Source organism: Trebonia kvetii, assembly GCF_007827045.1.
GTDB lineage: Bacteria > Actinomycetota > Actinomycetes > Streptosporangiales > Streptosporangiaceae > Trebonia > Trebonia kvetii.
On record NZ_RPFW01000003.1, the window covers coordinates 825,457 to 848,336 of the forward strand.

A 22,880-nucleotide genomic window follows, 5' to 3' on the forward strand; every position below is an offset into this window, starting at 1 on the left:
GGAGACGACGATGACATCGACCACTTATCAGGTCACGGGCATGACCTGCGAGCACTGCGTTCGCGCGGTCGCCGGCGAGATCGAGAGCCTGGACGGCGTCGCCGCCGTGACCGTGCGACTGGTTCCCGGCGGCACCTCGGACGTGACCGTGACCGCGGGCGCGCCGCTCGGCATCGACGCGGTCGCCGCCGCCCTCGACGAGGCCGGTGGCTACCGCCTGGCCGGCGCCGGGGCATGAGCAGCGCCGTCCTCCTCATCGGCGGGATGACCTGCGCCTCGTGCGCGACGCGGGTCGAGAGGAAGCTGAACAGGCTGGACGGCGTGACCGCGACCGTCAACCTGGTGACCGAGACCGCTTCGGTGAGCTTCCCCGAGACGCTCACCGCCGGCGACCTGATCGCCGTCGTGGAGAAGACCGGGTACACCGCGGCGCTCCCCGCGACGGCTGCGGTCGCATCCGTCACCGGGACGCGGAGCGAGCCCGCATCGGACGAATCCGCATCCGGCAAGTCCGCATCCGCCGAATCCGCGCCGGGCCAGGACGCGCCGGGCTGGGAAGCACTGGGCCGGGACGTGCCGGGCCGGTCCGCGCCGGCCGGCGCGGCGAACCGGATCCCGGCCGGCGGAACCGTCCAGCTGCGCCGCAGGCTGCTCGTCTCCGCCGCGCTTGCCATCCCGGTCGCCGTGCTCGCCATGGTCCCGGCGCTGCGATTCCCGGCCTGGCAATGGGTCTCGCTCGCCCTCACCCTCCCGGTCGCGACCTGGGGCGCCTGGCCGTTCCACCGGGCCGCGGCGGTAAACGCGCGGCACGGCGCGGCGACGATGGACACGCTCGTCTCGCTCGGGGTGACAGCAGCGACCTTGTGGTCGCTCTACGCCCTGTGCACCGGCGGCGCGGATAGCTATCTCGAGGTAGCCGCGGGGGTCACCACGCTGATCCTGCTCGGCCGGTACCTGGAGGCGCGGTCGCGGCGTGCCGCGGGAGCCGCGCTCACCGCCCTGCTCTACCTCGGCGCGAAGCAGGCGTCCGTGCTGAAGAACGGCCGCGAGGTCAGCGTTCCCGCCGCCGAACTCGCCGTCGGCGACCAGTTCGTGGTCCGGCCGGGGGAGAAGGTCGCCACCGACGGCGTCGTCGTCGAGGGGGTCTCCGCCGTGGACATCTCGCTGCTGACCGGCGAGCCCGTCCCCGTCGAGGTGGGCCGGGGCGACGCGGTGACCGGCGGCAGCGTTAACGCGAGCGGCCGGCTGCTGGTCAGGGCCACCCGGGTCGGCGCGGACACCCAGCTCGCGCAGCTCGCCAGGCTCGTCACCCAGGCACAGGCGGGCAAGGCGCCGGTGCAGCGGCTCGCCGACCGGATCTCCGCCGTCTTCGTCCCCGCCGTGCTCGCGCTCGCCGCCGCGACGGTCGCCGGCTGGCTCGCGGCGGGACAGCCGGCGGCGAGCGCGTTCAGCGCGGCGGTCGCCGTGCTGATCATCGCCTGCCCCTGCGCGATGGGACTAGCGACCCCGACCGCGATCCTGGTCGGCACCGGCCGCGGCGCGCAGCTCGGTATCGTGATCAAGGGACCCGAGGTCCTGGAGGACACCCGCAGGGCCGACACCATCGTGCTCGACAAGACCGGCACGGTCACCACCGGCGTGATGGCGCTGACCGCCGCGTATCCTGCCGCCGGCGTGACGGAGAGCGAACTGCTGTGCCTCGCCGCCGCCGTGGAATCCGGCTCCGAGCACCCGATCGCCGCGGCCATCACCGCGGGCGCCAGCACCAGGCTCGCCGCCGGGGCTCCGCTGGCGGCCAGCAATCACCTCCCAAGCGTCACCGGTTTCTCCGCGCACGCCGGCCTTGGCGTCCGCGCCATCGTGGACGGCCTCCCCGTACTCGCGGGCCGTGCGACCTGGCTGGCCACCAGCGACGAGCTCGCCGGCCATGCCGTACCGGAAATCCTGGCCGCGCACGCCGAGCGGGCTGAGGAAGCCGGCCAGACGCCCGTCTTCATCGCCTGGGACGGTCAGGTCCGCGGCGTCCTCGTGGTAGCCGACACCGTCAAGCCGGCCGCCGCGGAAACGATCGCCAGGCTCAAGAAGATGGGCCTCACCCCCGTCCTGCTCACCGGCGACAACGAGCGGGCGGCGAGGTCCGTGGCCCGCGCGACCGGGATCGAGCGGGTGATCGCCGGCGTGCTGCCGAGCGAGAAGGTCGACGAGATCAAGCGGCTGCAGGAGCAGGGCCGCACCGTCGCGATGGCCGGCGACGGTGTCAACGACGCCGCCGCGCTCGCCCAGGCCGACCTCGGCCTCGCGATGGGAACCGGGGCGGATGTCGCGATCGAGGCCAGCGACCTGACCCTGGTCAGCGGGGACCTGCGCGCTGTGCCCGACGCCATCGCGCTATCCCGCAGGACGCTCGGCACCATCAAGCGCAACCTCGCCTGGGCGTTCGGCTACAACGTGGCGGCCATACCGCTCGCCGCCTGCGGCCTGCTCAACCCGATGATCGCGGCCGCCGCGATGGCGTTCAGTTCGGTCTTCGTGGTGACAAGCAGCCTGCGGCTGCGTAGCTTCACCCCAACTGCGTAACTTCACCCCAACCTTTTCTTAACCTTCTGCGTCTCCAGTAGTGGCACTTGTGTGAACCAAGCGGCCCCGAGCTAACTACTTCTTAACCATTCTTCGTGTGCGGGAGACCCGGAAGGGATCCCGTGGAGGTGTCAACGATGATCACCAAGAAGACAATCGGCGCGGTCGTGCTGGCCACGGGAACAATCGCCGCCGGCATCGCGATCCCTGCGTCCACCGCGGCAGCGGCGCCGCGGGCGCCCATCGCGGCCGTGTCGGTCACGGCAGCCAAGCTCCAGCCGTGGCCGGTGCTCCGCCAGGGCAAGAACGCCGACTGGCCGCTCGTCACCGTCCGCTCGCTGCAGTACCTGCTCGTACAGCACGGGGCCAAGATCCCCGTCAGCGGCGTGTTCGGCGTCCGGACCAAGGCGGCCGTGATCAAGTTCCAGAAGGCGCACCACCTCACCGCCGACGGCGTGGTCGGCTCGAAGACCTGGAACGCCCTGATCGTCACCGTCAAGCTCGGCAGCAAGGGCCCCGCCGTCCGCGCGGTTCAGGACCAGGCCAACTTCCGCAACGGCAAGAACGGCCACTCGCTCAACGTGGACGGCATCTTCGGCAAGAAGACCGACACCTGGGTGCGCGGCTTCCAGAAGGCCGAGGGGTTCAAGGTGGACGGCGTGGTCGGCAAGAACACCTGGCAGGCCCTGGTCACCGAGTCCCTGTCCTTCTAAGTTCAAAACCAGGCGCACACCGAACGGGTGCGTGGCTCCGCCCGGCACGCCACGCACCCGCCTCGGCGCGGGGAGCCATGGTGCGCCCAGCCTCAGAACTAGCCGAGCACGGCGAAGAAGTCGCGGTCCCAGCCGGTCAGGAACTGGTCGGCCGGGCGCCACTGCCCTGGCACCTCGGCGCGCAGCGGGCCGCCCGGCCGGGACGCCACGTCGAGCTGCACCCAGTTCGGGTTGATGTCTAGTTCCATGCCGATTCGCGCGCCCATCCGCACCAGGGCGTCGGCCAGGTCGGCGGGGACGGTGGACTCAGACGCCACGTAGATCAGGTCGCCCGCGGCGTCCTGGCCGACCGCGCTGCGCGCGACGTACTCCAGGCCGCCGACGGTGCCGCCCCAGGCCCACCAGCCGGCGGCGGCCGCCGTGGGCCTGCCGTGCCAGACGAGCGGCCGGAGGTTCTGCCTGACGCTGTAGACCCGCTCGCCCTTGGCGGGCGCGCCGTAGCCCCAGTCGGCGATGTGCGCTCGGCCTGAACGGTCGATGATCAGGCTGGCGTATCCCTTGAGCAGCGGGCTGATCACCCTCCCCTCCTGCTCGTAACCGCCGGCCCCCGCGGCGAGCTTGAACCCGCCGTTGAAGGCCGCGAGCAGCCGGCGCCGCTCGCCGTGCCCGACCGCCGGGCCCGCCTTGACGCCCTTCTCCGTGGCCAGCGCCCCGGGATCGGTCGCGCCGTTGTGCAGCACGTAGGTCAGCGGCCCGCGGAAGACCGCCACCCTGATCTTCGAACCGTCCTTGGTCCGTATGGTGCTGACCCGCACGCTGCCCTTCGGCTTGGGCTTGGGTTTCCGGCTCGGCGAGGGCGACGGCGGCGCGGCCGAAGCCGTCCCTCCCGGCGACCCGATCGTGGCCGTGGCATTGCCGCTGCCCCTCGCTCTTGCCGTGCCCGTCGGACTCGCGGCGCTGGTCGCCGCGGCGGGCGTCGTGGCGGCTGCCGTGCCGGTGCCGGCCGTGCATCCGGAAGTCAGGCAGGCGGCCGCCAGGCCGGCCGCCACCACCCATGCGGGAGCGAGCATCGCGTCCACGCGGAATACGTGACGAAAGGGAATAACCGGGCGCACGCGAAGACTATAGGGGCCGCACATGACGGCCACGTGAAGCATTTCTCCGGCCGCCAGGCAGATAGTGGATCGTTAGGAGGTGCCGGATACTCCTAACGATCCACCATCACCGGATTTCCGCCCCGCCGGGCGACGCCACCGGCTCGCGGCGGTCAGCCCAGTAGGATTCGTCCCATGCCGAGCACTCCCACGTCCCCAGGGCAAGCGTCGCCCGACCCGGTGCCTGCCAGGCAGGTCAGGCTGACCGGCTGGGGCAGGATCGCGCCCACCACCGCGGAGCTCGCGGCCCCGGCGACCGACGCCGAGGCCGCTGCGCTGCTCCGCCGGGTCGCGCGGGACGCCGACCGGCCCGGTGGCCAGCCCGCGGTGATCGCCCGCGGCCTCGGCCGCAGCTACAACAACGCGGCGCAGTCCGCCGGCGGCCTGGTCATCTCCACCGGCCGGCTGAACGGCATCGTCAGCCTCGACCCCGCAACCGGCGTCGTGGTGGCCGAGGCCGGCGTATCCCTCGAGCAGCTCATGGTCGCCGGGCTGCCGCACGGCTGGTTCGTCCCCGTCTCGCCTGGCACCCGCCAGGTGACCGTCGGCGGCGCCATCGCGGCGGACGTGCACGGTAAGAATCATCACGTGGCAGGCTCGTTCGCCAGCCACGTCACCAGCTTCGACATCCTGTTTCCCAGTGCGGACCAGGACGAGCCGCACACGGTAACCCCGCAGGCGGACCCGGAGCTGTTCTGGGCGACTGCGGGCGGCTTGGGTCTCACCGGGTTCATCACCAGGGCCACGATCCAGCTCAAGCGGGTGGAGAGCTCGCTCGTCAAGGTGGTCACGGTCAAGACCAGGGACGTCGACGAGACGATGGCGGTGCTCGCCGAGCACGACAAGAAGTACGGCTACACCGTCGCCTGGTCGGACGACCTGGCGTCCGGCGGCAGCCTCGGCCGGTCGATCATCACCAGCGGCGACTTCGCCACGCTGGCCGACCTTGATGACAGGCAGCGCAGCGATCCGTTCCGCTTCGACCCGCGCGCCAGGATCGGCGCGCCAGGCTTCATCCCGCCCGGCCTGATGAACCGTCACTCGATCCGGCTGGCCAATGCCGTCTGGTACGCCAAGGCGCCGCGGCACAGGGAGCACGAGCTGCAGACGATCAGCCAGTTCTTCCACCCGCTTGACGGGATCAGGAACTGGAACCGCGTCTACGGCCCAGGCGGCTTCCGCCAGTACCAGTACGTACTGCCGTTCGGCGCCGAGGCAGCGGTCCGCCGCAGCTTCGAGATGGTCAGCGCGCACCGCGCGCCGAGCTTCGTGACCGTGCTGAAGCGGTTCGGCCAGGCCGACCCCGGCCTGCTGTCCTTCCCGGCCCCCGGCTGGACGCTCGCGCTCGACTTCCCCGCCCGCACGCCGGGCCTCGGCCCGCTGCTCGACGAGCTCGACAGGCTGGTGGTGGCCAACGGCGGCCGCGTCTACCTGGCCAAGGATTCCCGGGTGAGCGCCGCGAGGCTTGAGGAGATGTACCCGCGGCTGCCCGAGTTCCGCAAGCTCCGCGCCGAACTGGACCCGAAGGGCACCCTGGCCTCCGACCTGTCCCGCCGGCTGAACCTGTAAACAGCCGCCTGAAGCCATGACGGTGGAAGTCTGGGCACACCGGAGTGTGCCCAGACTTCCACCATGATCCCGCACCGGAGCCGCCCGACCGCCGGCGCCAAAGACAGTGGATACATCTCCACACCGGAGTGTGCAGAAATATCCACTGTCATCGCGAACTAGTGCTGGCCGTGGCCCGCGTGGCCGTTGCCCTTGCCGACCCTGCGGCCGAACACGAGCTGCTCCGTCGGCACGCTCGGCAGCGTGGTGGTGCCGTCGTGCGCGCTGCCCGCCAGGTTGCTCACCGCGGGGATGGCGAAGTACTGGAGGGTAATCGTCGTGTCTCCGCGCCCGTGGCCCGGGTCGACGTCGAAGATCGAGTACCCGTAGGCGTCGGTCGGGTTGATCGCCGCGGACCAGGGCGCGTCCTCGACTGAGTCGGCGCCGTCCTTCACGAAACCGGTCGCCTCCGCTCCGACGACCGCGTTCCGCTCAGTGATGACCTTGGCCTTCGGCAGGTCATCGGCGGTGTCGGTGCCGTAGGTGTTGCTCGGGCCGTTGGTGCCGCCGCCGCCGAGCACCAGGTACACGGTGCCCTCGCCGGTGTTCCACGCCGGCAGGCCGTTGAACTCGTACGGCTCGGTGTTGGCCACCGAGGGACGCCGGGTGTCTACGGCGGCGCCCGCGGTCTGCCCGGGGTTGGGCGCGACGACGGTGCCGTGCGCCCCGGCGTCGTAACCGCGGACCGGGTAGCTGCGCTCGTAGTCATGCTCGTGCCCGGACAGCACCAAGTCGACCTCGTACTTGTCGAACAGCGGCAGCCAGGCCTGGCGGATGCCGAGGTCGGAGCCGTTGCCCGGCACCGAGGTGGACATCGCGCACTGGTGCATGAACACGACGATCATGTCCACCGACGGGTCACGGCGCGCCTCGGCGAGCGTGCCCTCGAGCCACAGCGTCTGCAGGTTGGGCTTGCCCGAGGAGAAGTCGGGCACGAGCGCGTTGTCCTTCGCCTCGAGCTTCAGGTTGCCGGTGTAGAAGCGATTGTAGGCGGTGGTGCCGTTCGGGATCTGCGCGCCGGTCGCGGCGATGGTCTCCGGCGCCTGGTTCGCCGCGTTGATCACGTAGTTGGCGCCGCCGTCCTGGTAGATGACGTCGTCCGCGTCGAGCGAGATGAACTTCACGGTGCCGACCTGGAACGCGTAGAAGTTGCCGCGCAGCCGGTTGCCGTCCCAGTTGATCAGGCCGTTGTCGGGCAGCAGGAACCGGCTCAGGTAGTGGCCGTACCCGTACGGGCCGTTCCAGTAGTTGCCCGCCGCGCCCTGCGCGGCGACGCCGCCGGGCGCGCTGCCCTGGTGTCCGGAGAGGTTGTCGGTGCCGAACTCGACCTCGTGGTTGCCGAGCGCGGGCATCCACGGCCGGTTGGCCGCGCTGCGGCCGATGTTGTTGCCGAAGTCCCGCCACACGGCAGGCGCGTTGTTGACGTCCAGGTTGGCGTAGCACAGGTCGCCGTTGAGCAGGTGGAACAGCGGCGCGCCGTGGCCGTCGCCCGGCGACTCGATCGCAGTGACCGCGTACCAGGAGTTGTCGCACGACTCGTGCCAGATGTTGCCCGACGTGTTCAGGTCCCAGGAGGGGGTGGCCAGGTCGCCGTAGCTGGAGAAGCGGAACTTGGCCCGCCCGGCGGGCGCGGTCTCGAACGACGCGCCGGCGGTGGACGGCGTGGCCGCGCCGTCGCTGACCTGGTAGTAGTACCGCGTTCCCGGCTCGAGGCCGGTGAGCTGCACGTGGTAGGAGTACATGGTCTGCCCGTTGAGCCCGTCGGTGAAGCTCACCGCGGCGGCCTCGCGGTAACGCTTGGTCACGTCGAGCGGCGCGGGGTCGGGCAGCTTGACCAGGTGGCCGGGGTTGTGCGCCGAGATCGGGCGAGTCGAGAAGGCGAGCACGGGCGCCGGCTGCGCCACCGTGCCCGGTGCGTGCCAGGACACCGTGACATCGCGGGCGGGGTCGTTCCCCCAGGTCAGCAGCAGCTGCTCCGGCGCGGTGGTGGTCGGAAGCGGAAGAGTCGCGGTGGGCGGCCCGCTCGGCGCGCTGCCCGCGAGGGCGCGCGGCGCGCGGACGGCAGTCCCGCCGAGCGCGGCGACGGCGGTGACGCCGACGCTTCCGATGATGAACCGGCGTCGGGTAAAACCGGGTTTGCCGGCGTCTGAAGCCTGAATCGATTCGCTCATGGCGGCGACGCTAGGGAACGCAAATGAACACAACGTGGCCCGCACCGAACCGCCAGCCAGCCTTTCCCCAGCGGCCCGGGGAACACAAAAAGACGGGTGACGCGACGTGAAGCCGCGCACCCGTTCCGGATGAATTCTGATTTGTGATTCTCGGATGTCCCCTGCCGTCCCGGGGGGACTCAGGTCTGCGGGACGGCAAGGGCGTCGGCTAGTGGTGAAGGTGGAGGGCGGATATCAGGGAGGCGGCGGCCTCGATGCTGAGGAGCACGCCGAGGATGGCGAGGGCGATGAGCGCGATGATGAGCACCGCCAGCGCCGTGCGCCAGTAGCGGAAGAAGGCCCAGCCGCCGATGACGGACAGCACCGCCAGCGCGGCCAGGGCGTCGTGGGGGTTGCCAGAAGGGACAGGCATGCGAACCTCCGATGGGGTCGCCATGGATGGTGCACGCCGGATCGTCAGGGTTCCTGAGCAGGTCCTACTGCCTCCTTGTCCCAATGACCCAAACAGGCCAGATCGGCGGGACCTAGGGGTAGGCAGACGGTGAATCGCCAGGTAACGTAGCTATCTGTAACTGGGCTAGCTTCGGCGTCCGGCTTTAGGGAGAGGCGATGTTGACGCATCGCCTCTCTCTTCGTTTTGGTTGCACAGGCCGTGCGGGGCAGGGCCAAGCGACGGCGGATCACGCGCGCGGGTATTCGCGGGGCGGCCGATGGCCAATGTGATGGAGACCGGCTGGTCCTTCCGCCTCGTCTCCATGTCAGCTCCTCAACGTTCGGGAAGCCACTTGCTCGTTAGTCTGATTGTGAATGACGGTAAAAATTTCATCAATACTGACGACGTGACGCCCAGAAAAAATATTGACAAATTTCCTCGCTGACGGGCTGGCTCAAGTGGCACACTGTTACAGTGCGCAGCCCCAGTAACGTGTGAGGTCAGATGGCCCCTTCCGGCAGCCCGACAGTCAGGCGCAGGCGCCTGGCAGCCGAACTGCGCCGGCTGCGCGGCAACCGGACGGGAGGCGCGGTCGCCCGGACCGTCGGCTGGTCTGCCACAAAAATCAGCCGCGCGGAGTCGGGGCGCGAGAGCCTCCCTCCGGCGGAGATCGAGCGGCTGATCGATTACTACGGCGTTGCGGAACCGCTGCGCGGGCGACTGCTCGAACTAGCCGAGGATGCCACCGGGCGCGGCTGGTGGGAGGACTACGCGGACGCGCTTTCCCCGGAACACCTCGAGTTCGTCGGTCTGGAGGCAGAGGCGGAGTCGAGCTTGCAATGGCAGGCCGATCTCGTGCCCGGTTTGCTGCAGACCGAGGATTACGTCAGGAATTTGCAGGCCGCCTTCCGGGTTGTGGTGCCCACTACCCCGCCAGGCGTTGTCGAGCGCTTCGTGCAGGCCCGGATGCGCCGCCAGAGGCGACTGACGGATGAGCCGGTGCTCGGGCTCTCCGTTGTCCTCGACGAGTCCGTCATGCTTAGGAGGGTCGGCGACGAGCATGTTATGCGCGCCCAGTTGCTGCACCTCGCACAGGTAAGCGAGTTGCACAATGTCGACCTCCGGGTTCTGCCACTCGACCGTGAGGTCGCATTGCACACCGGCTCATTCGTAATTATGAGCTTTGGCCCCGGATTGGCCTCCGGGGCGGAGAGCCTCGGCGACGTGGTCAGCGCCGAGAGTCTCAACGACCAGTTGCACGTGGAGGGGGAAATCGACACATACCGATATAGGCTGTTTTTTCAGGCCCTTTCCGATGCCGCGCTGCCGCCCGGGAAATCTCGAGACCTGATCGTGACTATTAGTAAGCGAGTCTGGGCATGAACTCACCGCGTAGGGCCTAGGATTCTCTCGGTGCCATGTGACACCCCGCCTGGACCGTACTATCATGCCCGAGATCGTTTGAAGTGAACTCTCGGGGGCCTTGGCGTTGCCGCTTGGTGCCCGCTTGGTCGGCTGGGGCGGATCGCCGGCCGAATGGACACACAAGGCAGCCTAGGTGGTTTGATGCGAATTTCAGGTCTGAGGCGATCGAGGCCTTCGGATGAGGTCTACTCCGGGCCCTGGATCAAGAGTTCGTACAGCGGTTATAGCGGTGAATGCGTGGAAATTTCTGCCGGTGACATGATTCGCGTCCGGGACAGCAAGCACACGCGCGGTGCAATCCTGAGCTTCACGCAAGCAGAATGGAATGCGTTCGTGAGCGGTGTACGTAACGGGGAATTTGGCCGCAATTCCTAATCGGCACAGCTAAGTCGCGATAATTCGGGGGGACGGTAACCGTCCCCCCGAACGCATTACTGCCTGGAGATGTTCGCCGCGCCGCCGCGCAGCACGAACTTCTGGATCTTGCCGGTGGCGGTCTTCGGCAGTTCGACGACGAACGTGACACCGCGCGGCGCCTTGAAGTGCGCGAGCCGGCCGCGGACGAATTCGATCAGGTCGTCTTCTGTCGCGGTCTGGCCGGACAGCAGCACGACGAACGCGTGCGGTGTCTCTCCCCACCGTTCGCTCGGCAGCCCGACGACCGCGGCCTCGCCCACCGCGGGATGCCGCAGCAGGGTGCCCTCGACCTCGACGGAGGAGATGTTCTCGCCGCCGCTGATGATTACGTCCTTGATCCTGTCGCGGATCTCGACGTACCCGTCGGGGTGGACCACGGCCGCGTCGCCGCTGTGGAACCAGCCGTCGCCCATGGCCTTCTTGGTGGCCTCCGGGTCGTTGTAGTACCCCTCCATCACCACGTTGCCCCGGACGGTGATCTCGCCGAGGGTCTCGCCGTCCCACGGCACCTCAGCGCCGGATTCCGACACCACGAGCAGCTCGCCCGAGGTGATCAGCTCGACGCCCTGCCTGGCCTTGACCACGGCGAGGTCACCCAGCGGCAGCGCCGAGTGCTCGGGCAGCGGGTCGCACACGGTGATGAACGGCGCGGTCTCGGTGAGCCCGTACACGTGGGTGATCTCCCAGCCGAACTCCCCTTCTAGTCGCTCGATCGTGGCCGCCGCGGGCGGGGCGCCGGCGGTGGCGACGTGCACGCCGCGCGGCACGTCGCCGCGCACCGCGGCCGGGGCATTGGCCAGCGAGATAAGCACCGTCGGCGCGGCGCAAAGCCAGTTCACGCCCTCGCCCCTGATCAGCGCGAAGACCAGCGCCGGGTCAACCTTGCGCAGGCAGACGTGCGTGCCGGCCACCGCGGTCACCGTCCAGGTGAAGGTCCACCCGTTGGCGTGGAACATCGGCAGCGTCCACAGGTAGCGGTCGCCGACGCCCATCCGCAGGTGCAGCAGGGTGCCGATGGTGTTCATCGCGGCGTTCCGGTGCGTGATCATGACGCCCTTGGGCCGCGAGGTGGTGCCGCTGGTGTAGTTGATGGTCAGCAGGTCGCGCTCGCCGATCTCCGGCCTGGCGAAGGCCGGCCCCGTGACCTCGATGAGGCGCTCGTAGTCGAGCCACCCCTCGCGCCCCGCGCCGCCCTCGAACGCGATGAAATGCCGCACGGCAGGCATCTGGTCGCGTACCCCGTCGATCGCGTCCAGGTAATCGCTGTGCACGCAGAGCATCGTGGAACCCGAGTGGTTGACCATGTAGACGAAATCGTCGGCGGTCAGCCGGTAGTTCATCGGCACAAGGACGGCCCCGAGCTGCGGCACGGCGTAGAACGACTCAAGCTGCGCGTGGGTGTTCGGCGCGATCGTGGCGACCCGGTCGCCCTGCATCACACCCAGCGCCTGCATGGCTCCCGACCAGCGGTCACAGCGGTCGAAGAACTGCTCATAGGTGAGTCGCAGGTCGCCGTCGACGACGGCCTCGCGGTCACCGTGCAGGCGGCGGGTACGGCGGGCGAACTCAAGCGGAGACAGCGGTGTTTCCATACCTTCGCATCCTGCCAGCCTGCCGCGCTCCGCGACACCCCCGCCCCCGGCGAGCCGCGCGGCGTCGTGACGCGACCCCAGTCAGGCGCGGGACAGATTGGCGTGGCAGCTGACAAGGGCCGCGCGCAGCGCCACGACCTCGTCCGCTGACAGGCCGGCCAGCATGGCCCGCTCCAGGGCGGCGACCTCCGGGCGGCACCGGTCGAGCAGCGCCCGTCCCTCGGCGGTGAGCGAGACCACCAGCCGCCGCCTGTCCGCCCGGTCGCGGTGCCGTTCGATCAGCGCCCGTCCCTCTAGCGCAGTGATCATGTCGGCCATCGACTGCGCCGTGACGAATGAGCGCCTGGCGAGCTGGGCCGATGACATGTCGTCGTGCCGCTCGAGCACGGTCAGCGCCGTGTACTGCAGCGCGGTGAGCCCGACCGGGCGGACGATCTCGTCGAGCCGCGCCCTGGACGCGAGCTCGACCTGCTTGAACAGGTAGAGCAGCAGCGGCTGCGCGGACTCGGGACCTGGCATGAGCCGAGAGTACCGAGCCCGCGCTCCGCCTTGCCAGCGGCGGGTTACCGCGACCAGACCTGGCCGGTCAGCTCGCCCGGGTTGTAGTCGGCGAAGCGGGCCGCGCCGAGGTTGAGCGAGGTGGCCGCCTGCTGGAGGCTGGCCGTGGTCGCGACGTTGTCCCAGTGGCCGGCGGTCACCCGGTGCAGGACCGCCTGGACGCCCGCGACCAGCTCAGCCGGGCTGAAGTTGCAGTGGCCGAAGCTGGCGGTGTACGCCTGCCGCAGCAGGGAGCCGCTGCCCGCCCGGTCGACCAGGTGGCGGTAGTTGTTCTCGTTCTGCACGGGGACCAGGTTGTCGCCGATCGTGTGCAGGTCGAGTTCGGGCACCTCAAGCCGCCCGGTGGGGACCGAAGTCCGGTAGAGCGAGCGCAGCGCCGCCGGGTCCGCGCTTGTGGAGGTGTGCGCGGTCAGCGTCGCGAGGTCGGCGCCGAGGTTCAGCCCTGCCGCCCGGTACAGCGCCTCGACCTGGTGCTTGTACGGGGAGTTCCGCAGCACCCGCGCGAAGTCGGTGCCGGTGTCCCAGGTCGCTTGGCCGCCGTCGGCCTGCTCGATCGAGATCCTGCCGAGCTCGATGAAGTCCATGATGTTGAACCCGCCGCCGAACAGCACGTCGTACTCGGCGGCCTCCTGCGCCGCCGGGTCGCTGTCCGGTGCCGGGGTGGCCGAGGCCGGCTCCCACGGTGTCACGTTGAGGAACGCCATCGCGAGCGCGAGCCGTGCCTGGCCGGCCGCCGTCTGCTGCGCCGACGCGGCGTCGGCGGTCAGCGCGCCGGCGGTGCCGAGCGCGGTGGGCACGTCACCGAAGCCGACGAGCTGCGTAGCCGGATCGCCGAGGAGCTGCGCGATCGCGTACTCGCCGTCGATCTGGTACTCGTTCAGGTTGACGCCGCCGCCGACGATGCCGCAGGTGGTGAGCGCGCCGTCGATCTCGCCGCGGCCGTTCTGCGCCTCGAGCGCGCTGATCAGGCCGCCCATCGAGGTTCCGACCGCGAGCACGTGCGCAGGCCGGTGCGGCAGCACGCTCGACTCGACGGCCGCCAGGGTGCCGAACTGGTCGCTGACGGCGGTGTCGAGCGCCCATTCCGAGTTGTTCGGGTCATACGAGGAGCCGGCCAGCGCGTAGCCCCGGGCGAGCAGGGCGGCCTGCGTGTTCGCGTCCGGGGCGTCGGCCGCGGTGAGCGGGCCGAAGCCGTGGCTGTACAGCAGCAGGGTGCCGTTCCAGGCGGCGGGGTATTCGGCGATCCACACCGTTCCGTTGGCCAGCGTGCCGGTCACCTGGGTCCCCGGCGCCGCGGCAGGCGCGGCATGGGCGACACCGGGCGCGGTGAACGCGGCTCCCGCGACGGCGAGGGTGACCGCGGCCGTGGCGGTCAGCGTTTTTTTCGGGTGGAACCTCATTCGCATCGGGATGCCTCCTTGCATCGCAGAACTGAACGCAGCCCCCCTCGACTGTGAATCGTGTCACGCCATGCGGGAGATGTACAGGTTTCCTGATGATTACGTTTCGATGTCGGGCGTTGCCTGCGGGTCGTTTTATCAGCCAGACGACCGAGCGACATGTGGGATCATTGCCGCATGGACTTTCTCGCCGACCTTGAGACCAGGGGCCTCATCCAGGACAGCACCGACCGCGACGCGCTGCGCGCCCGGATTGAGGCTGGCCCGGTCGGCGTCTACTACGGCTGCGACCCGAGCGCCGACTCGCTTCAGGTGGGAAACCTGATCGGGCTGCTCGTGCTGCGCCGGTTCGCCGACGCCGGGCACAACGCGATCGCGCTGGCCGGCGGCGCGACCGGGATGATCGGCGACCCGGGCGGCAAGTCCAAGGAGCGCAACCTGCTTGACGGCCCGACCCTGAAGCAGAACACCAGGCGCATCGCGGACCAGCTCGACCGCATCTCCCGCGTCTCGCTTGTCAACAACCTGGACTGGACCGAGCCGGTCACGCTGCTCGAGTTCCTGCGCGACGTCGGCAAGCACGCGAGCGTCAACCAGATGATCGCCCGCGAGTCGGTCAAGGCCCGGCTGGAGAGCGAGAACGGCATCTCGTACACCGAGTTCAGCTACCAGCTCCTGCAGGCCAACGACTACCTGCACCTGAGCAGGAAGCACGACGTCGAGATCCAGATCGGCGGCTCCGACCAGTGGGGCAACCTGCTGGCGGGCGTTGACCTGATCCGGCGCGCCGACGGCAGGCACGTGCACGCGTTCACCTGGCCGCTGCTGCTCCGCTCCGACGGCAAGAAGTTCGGCAAGTCCGAGGAGGGCGCGGTCTGGCTGGCCGCCGACCGGACCTCCCCGTACCAGTTCTTCCAGTACTGGATGAACGTCGCGGACGCCGACATCGAGCGCTTCCTGCTGCAGCTCACGCTGCTGCCCGTGGCGGAGTGCCAAGCCGTCGCGGCCGAGCACGCGCAGGCGCCGCACCGGCGCGTGGGGCAGCGCCGCCTGGCACACGAGATCACCACGATCGTGCACGGCGCGGAGGCGACGCAGGCCGCGATCGAGGCGAGCGCGATCCTGTTCGGCGGCTCCCCGGCCGGCGCGTCCGCGCAGGCCCTTGAGTTCCTCGCGACCGAGGTCCCGACCTCCCCGTTCACCGCCGGGGCGACGCTCGCCGCCGCCCTCGCCGCCACCCCGCTCGCCAGCTCACTGTCCGACGCCCGCCGCACGATCGCCCAGGGCGCCGCCTCGGTCAACGGCGAGACGGCCCCGGAGGACCGCCCCCTCACCGAGGCCGACCTGCTCTACGGCCGCTGGGCCCTGCTCCGCAAGGGCAAGCGCAACTACCACCTGCTTGACGCCGCGACTAGCTGACCGTCCGCCCCGGTTTCGCACTCTGATCATCCCGAACGGTTGCCTGTTACACCTCGTTCCCCCCGCATTGGCCTGCGCCCCTGTTACATCGGGCGGGGCTGGCGCGTCATAGGGGTGTAACGGAAGACGACAGCCCGGTTAGGGGAAAACGCCGTGGACGGACCGCGCCTCGACTACAGCAGCAGCCATGTCCTGCAGAAGTTCGGCAAGCAGTTCAACGCGGCGGCGATGAGCCTGCAGGGGCAGACATCGCTGCCGATGACGACCCAGAACCTGGTGCTCATCCGGGTCAGCCAGATCAACGGCTGCTCGGTCTGCACCGACATGCACGTGAAAGACGCGGCGCACGCGGGGGAGACGCCGGTGCGGCTCGCCCTGGTCGCCGCCTGGCGGGACGCGAAGGTGTTCACCGAGCCCGAGCGGGCGGCACTCGAAGTCGCCGAGCAGGGCACCCGCATCGCCGACGCGGCGGGCGGGGTGACCGACGAGGCCTGGGTGAACGCGGCCAAGCACTACGACAGCGAGGAGCTGGCCGCGCTGACCTGCCTCATCGCCGTCATCAACACGTACAACCGCCTCAACGTCATCAGCAAGAACCAGGGCGGCGACTACCAGCCAGGCCAGTGGGGCTAGCGAAGGCCGACCGGGACCGGGAGAGTCCCGTAGGGCCGGCGCTGGTCGGCCTTTCGGGACTCACATCAAACGGGCAAGGACAGGGCTACCGCTTACATGCCGCCGGACATCGACGCTGACGGGGATGACATTCCGCCGCCGCCTGGGGTGGAGCCCGTCGGGCAGACCATCGAGGACCGCAGGTTGCCCTGCGGCACCGAGTTCATCCGGCCCATGTTCTGGCCGCACATCACGGTGCCGCGGAAGATGATCACGTGGTGGATCTGCGCCCACCAGTTGTAGAGGGCGCTCGTCGACCCGGTGCCCTGCGCCACGGCGAGCATGCCGCCGACGTCGGTGGTCCACACGAGGTACGGCTTGCCGCCGGACAGGAAGCAGGCCTGCCGGCCCATCGCCTGGACCTGGTTGAAGCTGGCGGCCTCCATCTGCTGGTAGGTGAACTGGGTCGGATGGAGTTCCAGGTGGTTCCAGCCGGTCTCCGCGTAGCTGCCGATCGTGTTGCCGCAGTGGGTGTTGGTGTTCGGCTGGTAACTTCCCGCCAGCGCGGTCACCTGGTTCACGTACTGCGTGTACAGCGTGCTGAGCGCCGGATAGGTGTAGAACCAGACCTTGGCCACGCCGGGCACGGGCGCGGTGCAGACGACGGCCGTCGCGCTCTGCGTCTGGCACTTGCCAGGCGGCAGGTCTCCCGCCGGGGTCGAGCAGAGGTTCGCCTGCTGCAGCACGCCGGCCAGCGACGTGGGCCCGCTCATGCCCATGTTCTTCGCCGTGAGGGCCACGCTTCCGGTGGGCGAGCAGTTGGCCGTGCGCGGCGACTCGTTCGCCGCGGCCGGCGCCGTGGTCATCGGCATGCTCGCGCTCGCCGACGGACTGGCCATGGCCGAGGACGTACCCATCGAGGACCGCCGCGGCCCCGGCCGCCAACCCCGCTCAATTATCGGACGACGATCATTTATCGTCAGGGCCACCGCCCGGCCGGCGGGCAGCCGCCCGCTCTGCCCGGGCAACTGCCGCAGGTCGGTCCCCGTGACGCAGCGCATCGCGATGTAGACAAGCCCGTCGCTCGACCCGATGTCGTGCACGGGAATCACGTTCGGGTGGTTCCCGTGGCGGCGAGCCTGGATTCGTCGAGGAACCTGGTGCGGAACGCGTCGTCGCGCGCGAGGGAGGGGTCCAGCACCTTCAGCGCGATCACGGTGCCGAGGTACGGGTCTTCTGCCAGGAACAGGGTGCTCACGTCGCCCTTGCCGGCCACCCAGACCAGGCGGTACCCGGCGAATTCGGTACCGGCAGGCGGCATCCCGGCCATCGGTCACCCTCCCCATGAAACGTGACGGACCGTCAGTAATGGGATGGAACAGGACGAACAATCACATACGGGTGGATACGGACGGCTACCGTAACATAACAACACTGCTGTCGCTACCGGGACGCCGGTTAACCCGGGGTATCAACGAGCGACGATGTTAACGGGCGACAGTGTTAGCGGGCGGCTGTGCTAACGGGCGGCGGTGAGCAGAGCGCGGCGGTGCCGTTCGCACCAGCGGCGGGCCCGCCAGGCCTCGGGCCCGACCGAGCGCCAGTGGTCGGCGAACCCGGCGTGCCCCGCGGCGGCCGCCTCGGTCACGATCGCGTACGTCCAGTCGTGGTTGGCGACGAGCGCCTCGGCGACCGACAGCCGCCCGGCCCTGGTGAGCCCGGACGCGGCGAGGAAGATGCGGAACCTCGCGAGCGCACGGCCGCGTCTGCTGTCGGTCACGTCGGCCTCGTCGAGCAATGGCACGAAGGACCGCGCGGCGGCGGCGAAATCCCAGGTGACGCTCCCCGGGCCGGCCAGGTCGAAGTCGATGAGCGCCGCCGCCCGCCCGTCGCGGAACACCACGTTGGCCGGGTGGACGTCGTTGTGGCTGACCAGGCCGGTGCGGTAACGGGCGGGAACGGGGCGCGGCCAGGCGTACCTGCCCGGGTCGAAGGAGGCGACCGCCCGGTGGTAGCGGCGCAGCAGGACGGCGACGCTGACCAGTGCGTCGTCGGTCAGCATGTCCGCGGCGAGCGGCGGGACCGCCGCCCGGCCCGCGATGTAGGTGAGCGTCTCGGTCACCGGGCCGGTGGCGAGGACGCGCGGTGCCCCGTCGAAGCCGGCCGCGGCCAGGTGACCGAGCAGCGCGTGGGTGGCGAGGCGGCACGGCGCCACGGGGCGGACCACGGTGTCGCCGATCCGCAGCACCCGGCCCCTGTTGGCCGTTCCGCCGAAAAGCGGCAGCCCGGCCGGAATCCCCGGTGCCGAGTCGCGCGGCTTAGGCACTCCCGTAGCTGAGCAGGCCTCGGGCGAGGCTGGTGTGCGTGACAAGGCCATGGACGAGCCCTCCCTTGATGGCGGACCAGACCGCGGGGCACTTGGCGGCGTCGAACGCGGCGGCGAGGACGAACGGGATCTTCGCGAGCAGCGGGGCCGGCGTGACGATCATCCTGTTGTCGAGCGGCGTCGCGAGCGGACGGCCGTCGGCGCCGATGAACACTCCGGCGATCTCGGCGTGCACGCCGAGCGCGGAGAGTTCCTTGCGCTCGGCGTCCGTGATGGCGTCGTAGATCGTGGAAAGTCCCGGCCCCCATGCCCCGATGGAGACCACCGCGATGGTGACGCTCGGGATGAGCGCGAACGCGTCGGCGATGTCGCCCTGGCGGCGGATGGCCACGGCCGTCTGCGGGTCGTCGACGAGCATCGGCGCGTAGAACACATGCGCGGGCCCGCCGCTAACCCTGGCCACGCCGCGCACCAGCTCAAGCAGGTCCCGGCCGGCCGGCGGCGGTACCGCGCCGGTGAGCTGCACGATCGGGCAGGGAGGGAGCTGGGTCAGCGTCGCGGTGAGCCCGCTCAGCGTCCGTGACCAGGTGAGGCCGAGCACGTCACCGGACTTGAGCAGGTCCATCAGCACCTCGCCCGCGGCCTCGCCGAGCCGCTGGCGAAGCGCCGCGGGGTCGTCCTCGGGAAAGTTGAATACGAACGCCTGGCGCAGGCCGAAGACGGAGCAGAGCTCGGCCGACAGGGCGGCATCGAGCAGCCCGCCTGGCAGGCCGATCTCGATGCGCACCAGCCCGCTTTCCCTGGCGGCATCGAGCAGCCGCGCCACCCGGAACCTGCTGATTCCGAGCTGATCGGCGATGTCCACCTTGGAGACGCCCTCCAGGTAGAACTGCCGCGCGACCCGCGCGGCAAGAACGACTTCGGACGGGCTGTCCGCCGACAAGCTGGCCATTTACGCCTCCGGCATGCGCTCATTTGAGCGCACATATCTCATATTTGCAGCTTTCCTTGACATTGCCTAGCGCGAAGTTCACTGTGATGACAAGCACATATGAGCGTCACGCGCTCAAATGAGCATACAGCAAACGCGAGTTCGCGGATTGGCGGCGCCGAGGAGGCCCCGAGGCAGCCTTAGCGCCGGAACGTCCTCACCGCTGTGGAGGTTCATTCATGAGTTCGTCCAGGTTCAGGAAGCCCCCGTTCAGTAAGCCCGAGTTCAGGAAGAACAGACTCGTGGCCGCCGCCTGCGTGGTCGCCGCGGTCACGGCCGTCGCCGCGTGCTCGAGCGGCGGCGGTTCGGGCAGCACCGGCAGCTCGGGCAGCAACAGCAACACCGGCACGGTGACGGTCGCGGTGGTGTCCAACCCGCTGATGACCGGCCAGATGATCCCGCTCACCCAGTCGGTGTTCGAGAAGCAGAACCCAGGCATCAAGGTCAAGTTCGTCACCTACACCGAGGGTGACCTGCGCGCGGCGATCGAGAAGGACGTCAGCACGCACAGCAACTCGTTCAACGTCGTCATGATCGGCCCGTACGACGCGCCGCTGTTCGCCAAGAACGGCTGGCTGGTCGACCTGACCAAGCAGTACGCCGCAAGCGACACGTCGTACGACGCCGCTGACCTGCTGCCGCCGATCGCCAAGTCGCTGTCCTACAAGGGCGACCTGTACGCCTCGCCGTTCTACGGCGAGTCCTCGATGCTCTTCTACAACAAGGCCCTGCTCCAGGCGGCGGGAGTCACCCTGCCGCTGCACCCGACCTGGACGCAGGTCCAGGCCGCGGCGGCGAAGGTAAACCAGCCGGGCAAGGTCTCTGGTATCTGCCTGCGCGGTCTTGCGGGCTGGGGCGACAACATGGCCGCCCTCGACACGGTGATCAACACGTTCGGCGGCCAGTGGTACGACATGAACTGGAAGGCGCAGCTTGACTCCCCCGCTGTCTCCCAGGCCGTGAACTTCTACGTGAACCTGGTCAAGCAGTACGGCGAGCCCGGCGCCTCCAACGACAGCTTCAACCAGCTGCTGACGCTGTACGGCCAGGGCAAGTGCGCGATGTGGTACGACGCCACCGTGGCGGCGACCTCGATCGCGTCCAACTACCCGTCGGTCTTCGCCCAGACAGGCTACTCCTTCGCGCCGGTCGAGAAGACTTCCTCCTCCGGCTGGCTGTGGTCCTGGGCGCTCGGCATCCCGCAGGGCGTCAACGACCAGGGCGCGGCGTGGAAGTGGATCTCCTGGGCCACCTCGAAGCAGTACGACACGCTGGTCGCGCAGAAGTACGGCTGGTCGGCGGTGCCGCCCGGCACCAGGACCTCGCTCTACAACAACCCGAGCTACCAGAAGGCGGCCAGCGCGTTCGCCGACATCACGCTGAAGTCGATTGACGGCACCGATCCCCAGCACCCCACGGTGAACCCGGTGCCCTACGTGGGCGTCCAGTTTGTCGATATCCCGCAGTTCGAGACGCTCGGACTGACGGTCGGCCAGCAGATCGCCGGCGCGATCGCCGGCACCGAGTCGGTGAGCCAGGCGTTGCAGGCCGCTCAGTCGGCCGCCTCGGCCTACACGCCGCAAGAACTGTCCGGCAGCAACTAGCAGGGGACAAGCCGAGAACATGGCCGTTCTTGAGGACGTCACCTCGCCTCCCGCGACCGGGCTCCGGCCGCGGGGGGTGAGCAGGCGCGAGCGGTGGCAGCGGCGCCTGCCGCTCCTTCCCGCGCTGATCTACACCATCGTCGTCACGCAGGTCCCGTTCCTGGTGACGCTCTGGTACAGCTTCCAGAGCTACTTCTGGAACGAGCCCGGCGGCGCGCACTGGACCGGGGTATCCAACTACAGGGAAGTCTTCACCGACCCGAACTTCCGCAGCGCCCTGCTGCGCTCGGTGACCATGACGGCGATCGCGGTGATCGTCGCGATGCTGCTCGGCATCGCGCTCGCGGTGCTGCTCGACAAGAAGTTCCTCGGCCGGGGGATCGTCAGGACGCTCATCATCACGCCCTTCCTGATCATGCCGGCCGCCGCGGCGCTGGTCTGGACGGGGCCGATGCTCGACCCGAACTTCGGCCTGCTCAACTGGCTGCTCGAGCCGTTCGGCGTGCATCACGTGGCCTGGCTGACCACCCACGCCTACGGGTCGGTGATCGTCGTCATGGTCTGGCAGTGGGCGCCGTTCATGACCCTCATCGTGCTCGCGGGACTCCAGGGCCAGCCGTCAGATGTCCTCGAGGCCGCCAAGGTCGACGGGGCGAACGCGTGGGCGACGTTCCGCGAGCTCACCCTGCCGCACCTGCGCCCGTACATCGAGCTCGGCATCCTGCTCGGCTCGATTTACCTGGTGACCACCTTCGACCAGGTGAAGCTGATGACCAACGGCGGCCCGGGCACCTCGACCACGACGCTGCCCTTCTACCTGTACCAGAAGGTGAACTTCGCCTTCGACATCGGCGGGGCGGCCGCGGCGGGCGTGGTGACCGTGGTGCTGACGATCATCGTCGCCAGCTTCGCGCTGCGCATGTTCGCCCGGGTCTTCCAGTTCGAGGAGGCGAAATGACCGCGATCCCGGCAGGCGAGGCGCCCCAGGCATTCGGCGAAAGGCGCGCCAGAAGGCGCGCGAGGGAGATCTCCGGCCAGGCGGGCTGGACGGTGCTCGGCTGGGCGGTCGGCATCGCCTTCTTCCTGCCCGTGCTGTGGATGGTGATCACGGCGTTCAAGCCGGAGTCGGCCGCGGAGACCTGGCCGCCCAAGTTCGCCTTCAGCCCCACCCTGACCGAGTTCCGGCTGGTCTTCAGCGGCATGGGGCCGTTCATCGAGCACAGCGCGATCGCCACGGCCGGCTCGACCGTCCTGGTGCTCGTCCTCGCGCTGCCCGCCGCGTACGCGCTGTCGATCCACCCGGTGAAGGGATGGCGCGACTCGCTGTTCTTCTTCATCTCCACCAAGATGCTGCCGGTCGTCGCGGCGATCGGCCCGCTCTACGTGATCGCGCTCAAGGCGCACCTGCTCGACAGCATCTGGCTGCTGATCATCCTGTACGCGGCGATGAACCTGCCGCTCGCGATCTGGATGATCCGCTCGTTCATGCTCGAGGTGCCGGGCGAAATGCTCGAGGCGGCCAGGCTCGACGGCGCCGGCCGGATCAGGGAGATCACCGAGGTGATCATGCCTGTGGTCACTCCCGGCCTGGTGTCAACCGCGCTGATCTGCGTGATCTTCGCCTGGAACGAGCTGTTCCTCGCGCTCAACCTGACGGTCACGAACGCGGCGACGATGCCCATGTTCCTGATCAGCTCCGTCCCGCAGGAAGGGCTCTACATCGCGCACCTGTCCGCGGCGGCGACGGTGGCCTCGGTCCCGGTGATCATCGTCGGCTGGATCGCGCAGCGCTCCCTGGTCCGCGGCCTGTCGATGGGAGCCATCAAGTGAAATTCAAAACCCAGATCCATCATCCCGAACGGGTGCGTGTTCCACGCGGA

23 protein-coding genes are annotated in these 22,880 nt (G+C 69.2%); 13 read left to right on the forward strand and 10 right to left on the reverse strand.

From position 1 onward, the window contains the following. The first annotated feature begins 10 nt into the window (after positions 1–10). The 3 genes from EAS64_RS18670 (at position 11) to EAS64_RS18680 (ending at position 3,290) form a co-directional block, all read left to right on the forward strand. On the forward strand, positions 11–238 hold the full coding sequence (locus tag EAS64_RS18670) for a heavy-metal-associated domain-containing protein (protein ID WP_145854302.1): 228 nt from the start codon (positions 11–13) through the stop codon (positions 236–238). Then, a complete protein-coding gene (locus EAS64_RS18675) occupies positions 235–2,577 on the forward strand; it encodes a heavy metal translocating P-type ATPase (RefSeq protein WP_187365998.1) in 2,343 nt (780 codons plus the stop codon). Before EAS64_RS18670 ends, EAS64_RS18675 begins: the two co-directional genes overlap by 4 nt. A gap of 137 nt (positions 2,578–2,714) precedes the next feature. Next, on the forward strand, positions 2,715–3,290 hold the full coding sequence (locus tag EAS64_RS18680) for a peptidoglycan-binding domain-containing protein (protein ID WP_145854303.1): 576 nt from the start codon (positions 2,715–2,717) through the stop codon (positions 3,288–3,290). A gap of 98 nt (positions 3,291–3,388) precedes the next feature. Here the strand turns inward: EAS64_RS18680 and EAS64_RS18685 are convergent, their stop codons facing one another. Then, on the reverse strand, positions 3,389–4,105 hold the full coding sequence (locus EAS64_RS18685) for a phosphodiester glycosidase family protein (protein WP_145854305.1): 717 nt from the start codon (positions 4,103–4,105) through the stop codon (positions 3,389–3,391). Between EAS64_RS18685 and EAS64_RS18690 the strand changes: the two genes are divergently transcribed. Together EAS64_RS18690 and dprE1 are read left to right on the forward strand one after the other, a co-directional pair. Beyond that, the gene (locus EAS64_RS18690; RefSeq protein WP_145854307.1) at positions 4,089–4,382 is read left to right on the forward strand and encodes a hypothetical protein; all 294 of its coding nucleotides are present in this window, start codon (positions 4,089–4,091) and stop codon (positions 4,380–4,382) included. The genes EAS64_RS18685 and EAS64_RS18690 overlap by 17 nt on opposite strands. Positions 4,383–4,579: 197 nt before the next feature. Continuing rightward, the gene (gene dprE1, locus EAS64_RS18695; RefSeq protein ID WP_145854309.1) at positions 4,580–6,013 is read left to right on the forward strand and encodes an FAD-binding oxidoreductase; all 1,434 of its coding nucleotides are present in this window, start codon (positions 4,580–4,582) and stop codon (positions 6,011–6,013) included. Positions 6,014–6,171: 158 nt separating this feature from the next. On the opposite strand, the gene EAS64_RS18700 is transcribed toward dprE1, so the two are convergent. Together EAS64_RS18700 and EAS64_RS18705 are read right to left on the reverse strand one after the other, a co-directional pair. After that, positions 6,172–8,223 carry a purple acid phosphatase family protein gene (locus EAS64_RS18700; protein ID WP_145854311.1) on the reverse strand — a complete coding sequence of 684 codons (2,052 nt, stop codon included), beginning with the start codon at positions 8,221–8,223 and terminating at the stop codon, positions 6,172–6,174. 208 nt (positions 8,224–8,431) lie between these two features. Beyond that, positions 8,432–8,635: a hypothetical protein gene (locus EAS64_RS18705; RefSeq protein ID WP_145854313.1), complete on the reverse strand. Its 204-nt coding sequence runs from the start codon at positions 8,633–8,635 to the stop codon at positions 8,432–8,434. Positions 8,636–9,160: 525 nt separating this feature from the next. On the opposite strand from EAS64_RS18705, the gene EAS64_RS18710 reads away from it, so the two are divergent. Next, positions 9,161–10,039: a helix-turn-helix domain-containing protein gene (locus EAS64_RS18710; protein WP_145854315.1), complete on the forward strand. Its 879-nt coding sequence runs from the start codon at positions 9,161–9,163 to the stop codon at positions 10,037–10,039. 183 nt (positions 10,040–10,222) lie between these two features. Next, positions 10,223–10,456, forward strand: a complete 234-nt coding sequence (locus EAS64_RS18715; protein WP_145854892.1) for a DUF397 domain-containing protein — start codon at positions 10,223–10,225, stop codon at positions 10,454–10,456. Between the two features lie 56 nt (positions 10,457–10,512). On the opposite strand, the gene EAS64_RS18720 is transcribed toward EAS64_RS18715, so the two are convergent. From EAS64_RS18720 to EAS64_RS18730, 3 genes are all read right to left on the reverse strand, one after another. Beyond that, the gene (locus EAS64_RS18720) at positions 10,513–12,090 is read right to left on the reverse strand and encodes a long-chain-fatty-acid--CoA ligase (RefSeq protein WP_145854317.1); all 1,578 of its coding nucleotides are present in this window, start codon (positions 12,088–12,090) and stop codon (positions 10,513–10,515) included. An 81-nt stretch (positions 12,091–12,171) separates the two neighbouring features. Further along, positions 12,172–12,609, reverse strand: coding sequence for a MarR family winged helix-turn-helix transcriptional regulator (locus EAS64_RS18725; protein WP_145854319.1), 438 nt, complete (start codon positions 12,607–12,609; stop codon positions 12,172–12,174). A gap of 44 nt (positions 12,610–12,653) precedes the next feature. Further along, positions 12,654–14,054 carry a hypothetical protein gene (locus tag EAS64_RS18730; RefSeq protein ID WP_222849405.1) on the reverse strand — a complete coding sequence of 467 codons (1,401 nt, stop codon included), beginning with the start codon at positions 14,052–14,054 and terminating at the stop codon, positions 12,654–12,656. A gap of 171 nt (positions 14,055–14,225) precedes the next feature. On the opposite strand from EAS64_RS18730, the gene tyrS reads away from it, so the two are divergent. Both tyrS and EAS64_RS18740 read left to right on the forward strand, forming a co-directional pair. Then, positions 14,226–15,467 (forward strand): tyrosine--tRNA ligase, encoded by a 1,242-nt coding sequence (gene tyrS / locus EAS64_RS18735; protein ID WP_145854321.1) that lies wholly within the window; start codon positions 14,226–14,228, stop codon positions 15,465–15,467. Between the two features lie 153 nt (positions 15,468–15,620). Continuing rightward, positions 15,621–16,100, forward strand: coding sequence for a carboxymuconolactone decarboxylase family protein (locus EAS64_RS18740; protein WP_145854323.1), 480 nt, complete (start codon positions 15,621–15,623; stop codon positions 16,098–16,100). A gap of 92 nt (positions 16,101–16,192) precedes the next feature. On the opposite strand, the gene EAS64_RS18745 is transcribed toward EAS64_RS18740, so the two are convergent. Further along, the gene (locus tag EAS64_RS18745; protein ID WP_145854325.1) at positions 16,193–16,852 is read right to left on the reverse strand and encodes a hypothetical protein; all 660 of its coding nucleotides are present in this window, start codon (positions 16,850–16,852) and stop codon (positions 16,193–16,195) included. A 16-nt stretch (positions 16,853–16,868) separates the two neighbouring features. Here EAS64_RS18745 and EAS64_RS18750 point away from each other — a divergent pair, with 16 nt between their 5' ends. Then, the gene (locus tag EAS64_RS18750) at positions 16,869–17,150 is read left to right on the forward strand and encodes a hypothetical protein (protein ID WP_145854328.1); all 282 of its coding nucleotides are present in this window, start codon (positions 16,869–16,871) and stop codon (positions 17,148–17,150) included. A 37-nt stretch (positions 17,151–17,187) separates the two neighbouring features. Here EAS64_RS18750 and EAS64_RS18755 read toward each other — a convergent pair whose 3' ends face one another. The 3 genes from EAS64_RS18755 to EAS64_RS18765 form a co-directional block, all read right to left on the reverse strand. Next, entirely contained in the window at positions 17,188–17,409 is a 222-nt protein-coding gene (locus tag EAS64_RS18755) for a protein kinase family protein (protein ID WP_145854330.1), read from the reverse strand. 189 nt (positions 17,410–17,598) lie between these two features. Further along, positions 17,599–18,405 (reverse strand): phosphotransferase, encoded by an 807-nt coding sequence (locus tag EAS64_RS18760; protein ID WP_187365999.1) that lies wholly within the window; start codon positions 18,403–18,405, stop codon positions 17,599–17,601. Continuing rightward, positions 18,398–19,357 carry a sugar-binding transcriptional regulator gene (locus tag EAS64_RS18765; protein ID WP_145854333.1) on the reverse strand — a complete coding sequence of 320 codons (960 nt, stop codon included), beginning with the start codon at positions 19,355–19,357 and terminating at the stop codon, positions 18,398–18,400. The genes EAS64_RS18760 and EAS64_RS18765 overlap by 8 nt, the downstream gene beginning before the upstream one ends. Before the next feature lie 218 nt (positions 19,358–19,575). Between EAS64_RS18765 and EAS64_RS18770 the strand changes: the two genes are divergently transcribed. The 3 genes from EAS64_RS18770 to EAS64_RS18780 are packed head-to-tail and all read left to right on the forward strand — an operon-like array spanning position 19,576 to position 22,830. Next, positions 19,576–21,000 (forward strand): ABC transporter substrate-binding protein, encoded by a 1,425-nt coding sequence (locus EAS64_RS18770; protein ID WP_145854336.1) that lies wholly within the window; start codon positions 19,576–19,578, stop codon positions 20,998–21,000. A 19-nt stretch (positions 21,001–21,019) separates the two neighbouring features. Beyond that, entirely contained in the window at positions 21,020–21,958 is a 939-nt protein-coding gene (locus EAS64_RS18775; RefSeq protein ID WP_145854338.1) for a carbohydrate ABC transporter permease, read from the forward strand. Then, positions 21,955–22,830 carry a carbohydrate ABC transporter permease gene (locus tag EAS64_RS18780; RefSeq protein ID WP_145854340.1) on the forward strand — a complete coding sequence of 292 codons (876 nt, stop codon included), beginning with the start codon at positions 21,955–21,957 and terminating at the stop codon, positions 22,828–22,830. Before EAS64_RS18775 ends, EAS64_RS18780 begins: the two co-directional genes overlap by 4 nt. Positions 22,831–22,880: the final 50 nt, after the last annotated feature.